5 protein-coding genes and 1 tRNA gene are annotated in these 4,146 nt (G+C 63.3%); 3 read left to right on the top strand and 3 right to left on the bottom strand.

What is annotated here, in order from left to right:
- A partial coding sequence (locus A2J03_RS14115; protein WP_197480766.1) for a PadR family transcriptional regulator occupies positions 1-475 on the top strand: 475 nt, incomplete at its 5' end.
- Between the two features lie 7 nt (positions 476-482).
- Entirely contained in the window at positions 483-1,970 is a 1,488-nt protein-coding gene (locus A2J03_RS14110; protein WP_068374936.1) for an MFS transporter, read from the top strand.
- A gap of 9 nt (positions 1,971-1,979) precedes the next feature.
- Here the strand turns inward: A2J03_RS14110 and A2J03_RS14105 are convergent, their stop codons facing one another.
- A complete protein-coding gene (locus A2J03_RS14105) occupies positions 1,980-2,702 on the bottom strand; it encodes a GAF and ANTAR domain-containing protein (RefSeq protein WP_068374934.1) in 723 nt (240 codons plus the stop codon).
- Between the two features lie 116 nt (positions 2,703-2,818).
- The gene (locus tag A2J03_RS14100; protein WP_068374932.1) at positions 2,819-3,280 is read right to left on the bottom strand and encodes a cupin domain-containing protein; all 462 of its coding nucleotides are present in this window, start codon (positions 3,278-3,280) and stop codon (positions 2,819-2,821) included.
- Between the two features lie 114 nt (positions 3,281-3,394).
- On the opposite strand from A2J03_RS14100, the gene A2J03_RS14095 reads away from it, so the two are divergent.
- Positions 3,395-3,844: a universal stress protein gene (locus A2J03_RS14095; RefSeq protein WP_068374929.1), complete on the top strand. Its 450-nt coding sequence runs from the start codon at positions 3,395-3,397 to the stop codon at positions 3,842-3,844.
- Positions 3,845-3,857: 13 nt separating this feature from the next.
- Here the strand turns inward: A2J03_RS14095 and A2J03_RS14090 are convergent.
- Positions 3,858-3,931 (bottom strand) — tRNA-Ile (locus A2J03_RS14090).
- Positions 3,932-4,146 lie beyond the last annotated feature (215 nt).

The raw sequence follows: 4,146 nt of genomic DNA, 5'->3' as shown, positions 1-4,146 counted from the left end.
CTCGGTGGGGAGCCTCTACGGGGCACTGAAGCGCCTCCATTCGGAGGCATTGATCACCGACGTCAGGACCGAACAGGAGGGAAACTTCCCGGCGCGGCAGGTGTACGCAATCACCGACTCGGGCCGTCGGGCCCTGGACGCGCTGCGACTGGAGGGCTTGACCGGCTACGTTCTGCGTCCTGATCCGTTCGATCTGGCTCTCACCAGGCTCGATCCGGATCGTCTCGACCGACTTCCCGAGCTCATCGCAGCCAGGGTCGACCTGTTGAAAGATCTGCTGCGCACCACCCGGGAAGCGAATTCCCGGGCACGCCCGCACCTGTCCCTCGCCGAGACCTTCGCGCTCGAACATCGCGAGAAGCGTCTTGTGGCCGAGATCGAATGGCACGACAGCCTCGTCCAGGCATTGCCGAACCTCGTCGACGACGAGCGCACTCGAACGCACTTCCCGCAACCGCATCGACCGAAGGATTGAGCACATCATGACCGAGTCCACCTCCCGCGCGTCCACACCTGGTGTGGAGGTGCCCCGCCGGGCTTGGCTGGCGCTGATCGTGCTGCTGCTCGGCATGTTCATGGCGCTCCTCGACACGACGATCGTGAACGTCGCGCTGCCGACCATCGAGACGAGTCTCGACGCGTCCGAGGCGACGTTGTCGTGGATCATCTCCGGCTACGCTCTCGCGTTCGGCCTGGCACTGATTCCTGCGGGCAAGATCGGCGATCGCGTCGGGCACAAGTGGGTCTTCTTCGCAGGCCTCGCGCTGTTCACCGTCGCCAGCTTCGCGTGTGGTCTGGCGCAGGACGACCTTCAGCTGGTGATCGCAAGAATTGTCCAAGGACTTGCGGGCGGCATCTTCGTCCCGGCCGTCACCGCGTTCATCCAGCTGCTGTTCCCCGGTCCGGTGCGGGGTAAAGCGTTCGCCATCATGGGCGCTGTCATCGGAGTGTCCACGGCACTGGGACCGATTGCAGGTGGATTGATCATCGAGGCGTTCGGCAACGAAAACGGCTGGCGTGGTGTCTTCTGGGTGAACCTGCCGATCGGTGCGGTCGGCCTGATTGCCGCTGCCTTCCTGCTACCGAACAGGTCGGAGGTCGAGTCCGAGACTCGGTCCGAAACCGGTATCGACTGGGTGGGATTGCTGCTCGTCACCGCAGGACTCGTTGCTCTGTTGGTTCCGCTGATCGAGGGACAGGATCAGGGGTGGCCGGTGTGGACCTACGTCACACTCGCCGCCGGTGCATTGCTCATCGCGGCCTTCGGCGCCTGGGAGGTGCGGTACACCAAGCGCGGTCACAACCCACTGGTTCCTCCGAAGCTCTTCGCGCATCCCGCGTTCACCGGCGGCACCATCCTGGCTCTCGTGTACTTCGCGTCCTTCACCAGCATCTTCTTCACCCTGTCGCTGCTGTGGCAGTCCGGTCTCGGCAATTCTGCGCTCTCCTCCGGCGTCGTGATGCTTCCGTTCGCCATCGGCAGCATCATCGCCTCCTCCCAGAGCAACAAACTCACCCAACGACTCGGCCGAACCGTCCTACTCCTCGGAACGTCCTTGGTTGCCGTCAGCTTGATCTGGATGTGGATTCTGCTGGCCACCACCGATCCGTCCGAGCTGACCAACTGGAAGCTGTTGGCGCCGTTGTTGATCGGCGGATTGGGCAACGGCGCGTTCATCGCGCCGAACGCACAGTTCATCGTGGCCACGGTCGATCGGCAGGACGCGGGTGCCGCCAGCGGCGTGATCTCGACGATGCAGCGCATCGGTAGTGCCGTCGGCATCGCCGTCATCGGGAGCGTGCTGTTCGGGTCGTTGAACATCACTGGACCCGACACGGTCGCAAGCGGGTTCATGCATGCGGCATCGGTCGCGATGGCAGTCAGCGCGGCGTTCGGTGTGGTCGCGCTGCTGCTGGTGTTCGCGCTTCCCAAGCGCGTCGACGCGCCAGGACCGCCGGCGCGGGAGTGAAGCGAATCGTTAAGCGAGGCTGCGCTTGTGCGCTTCCACGACAGACGTTGCGAGCGCCGCGATCTTGACGTTCATGTCCTGAGAGGTCTTGCGTAGCATCTCGAATGCTTGATCATCGGTTACATCGTGCATCACCATCATCAGTCCGATGGCCTTGCCGATCTCGCGATTGCTTTCGAGGCCACGGCGCAGAGTGTTTGCTTCTTCGCCGGAGATGATCGCCGACACCGTCACCGCCGCGAACGCCGTCAACATGATGGCGTGGTCGGCGGTGTCGGAATCGAATGCGCCCGGGGTGTCGCTGAACAGGTTGATCGCGCCGACCTTCTTCTGGTCGAGCATCAGACGGAACCCCATGGCTCCACGAACCGGCGTGCGCGTGACGACACCTCTCGCCAGAGCAGGCCACGCACTGGGCGCGAGGAAGTCCGGTTCGATCTGCGCCGCCTCGTTCTCGATTGCGTCGAGGCACGGTCCTTCGCCCGTTGCACGTTCGATGTCGTCGACAGTGCGGGCGACTTGATCGGACGCCCCGACGGTTAGCGGCTGACCCCGGTTCACGAGCATCAGGCTGGCATGGTCACAGCCCGGCACGAGCAGAGTTGCGGCTACGCAGATAGCCGTATAGATCTCCTCGGCACTGGAGCCTCGATAGACGATGTCCGCCAAAGCTGCGAATACGGTCGCGGGATCGGTCGACGCTGTGGCGCTTGCCAGCGTTTCTTCCTCCATGGATACTCCGATCGGGTCAGTGCGAAGGCCCAGAGTGGCATGGTGCGCCGCCCTGGACTGGATATATGCCAGTCTTCGACAAATCAGAGTACCCAGTGCTCAGTAGTCGGAGTTCACTAGGCAGCGCCAGCGCACGGCGGGGCCGGTGCATCCTCGGCGAACGGTTTGCCGGGAGGTTCGATATACGCGGCGTATAGGACCACCGGAACAGTGCCGAGATTGATGCCCTCGTGGACGTGATCAGCGTTTACTTCCTCGGCGATGACCTGGCCGGCCAGCGTCGACACTTGCGAACAGTCGTGCAGGGTTCTCGTGAGAACCCCCTGCTCCACATATGCGTAGACCGGACCATCGTGATAATGCCAACCCGTTGTTCCGCCCGGCGCGATCGTGATCTTGCGGGCGGTGAAGTCGGTGCCTGCAATATCGGCGCTACCGGGAATCAGCGGGAAGGACAGGTGGGCGAGCGTCTCGGCGGTGACGCCGGACGGCGGTGTTGCCCCCGCAAGCGCGGGGGACAGCCCGGCCACTGCGATGCAGCAGAGTCCGACGGTAGCGATTCGGCCAATCGATATCATCGCGTGTTGCCTCTCGTCAGAGTGCCCCGAACGACACCAGACTAGAACCCGCTCGATCCGGTGGGGTGGGTATCGAATATTTGCTCGTGCGGCCCGCTGAGTAGCCTTTCGTCAATGGATGAATCGCACGCGTTCGAATACGGAGTCGACGGGCCGAAGGTCATTCTTGCCGGAATCGACGGCTCGGAGTCGTCGTGGAAAGCGGCGGCGTACGCGGCGGGACTGTCGAGGCGTCAAGGATCGCTGCTCGTGCTCGTCTATGTACAACCGCTGGCCACCGCAGCATGGGGGCAGGCCGGCATTTCCCTCGTCGAGACCGGCAAGGAGATCGCCGACGAGTTGCTCGCCTACATCGAAAAAGCTACGGCGCACACCGACGTACCCAAATGGGAATTCCGCACTGCCACAGGAGATCCCTACAACGGAATCGTCGCGGTCGCCGAGGAACTACGGGCGGACGCCATCGTCGTCGGTGCTTCGGAGCACGCTGGTCACCGAATGTTCGGGTCGGTTGCAGTGAGACTCGTCAAAGCCGGGCGTTGGCCGGTCACCGTTGTTCCGTGAGATGCGAGAATTGTGGGGCGGGCGGGGCTCGAACCCGCGACCAATGGATTATGAGTCCACGGCTCTAACCGACTGAGCTACCGCCCCATCTCGCGCGTGGCGAGCGGTTACGAATGCTACCGAATCGCGTGTCGAGGACCCCTCGGAGGGGTCGTCATACGGCCGCGATGGTCACTGGTACCCCGTTGAGGATCGCATTGGCCGACACTGCATCCACTTTCTGCGGATCGGTGATGTCGTTGGCGCTCGCTCCCACCACCGTCGATGCCACCGAAAGCTCGACTCCCTTGCGCTGATGGCCG

Source organism: Rhodococcus sp. EPR-157, from assembly GCF_001647195.1.
GTDB lineage: Bacteria > Actinomycetota > Actinomycetes > Mycobacteriales > Mycobacteriaceae > Rhodococcoides.
Note: the sequence above shows the minus strand (reverse complement) of the source record. Positions and strands in the feature narration are given on the sequence as shown.

What these genes read in the sequence shown, in the direction of transcription:
- A2J03_RS14110 (WP_068374936.1), top strand. Translation starts at nt 483, where the DNA reads ATGACCGAGTCCACCTCCCGCGCGTCCACACCTGGTGTGGAGGTGCCC.
- A2J03_RS14105 (WP_068374934.1), bottom strand. Translation starts at nt 2,702, where the DNA reads ATGGAGGAAGAAACGCTGGCAAGCGCCACAGCGTCGACCGATCCCGCG.
- A2J03_RS14100 (WP_068374932.1), bottom strand. Translation starts at nt 3,280, where the DNA reads ATGATATCGATTGGCCGAATCGCTACCGTCGGACTCTGCTGCATCGCA.
- A2J03_RS14095 (WP_068374929.1), top strand. Translation starts at nt 3,395, where the DNA reads ATGGATGAATCGCACGCGTTCGAATACGGAGTCGACGGGCCGAAGGTC.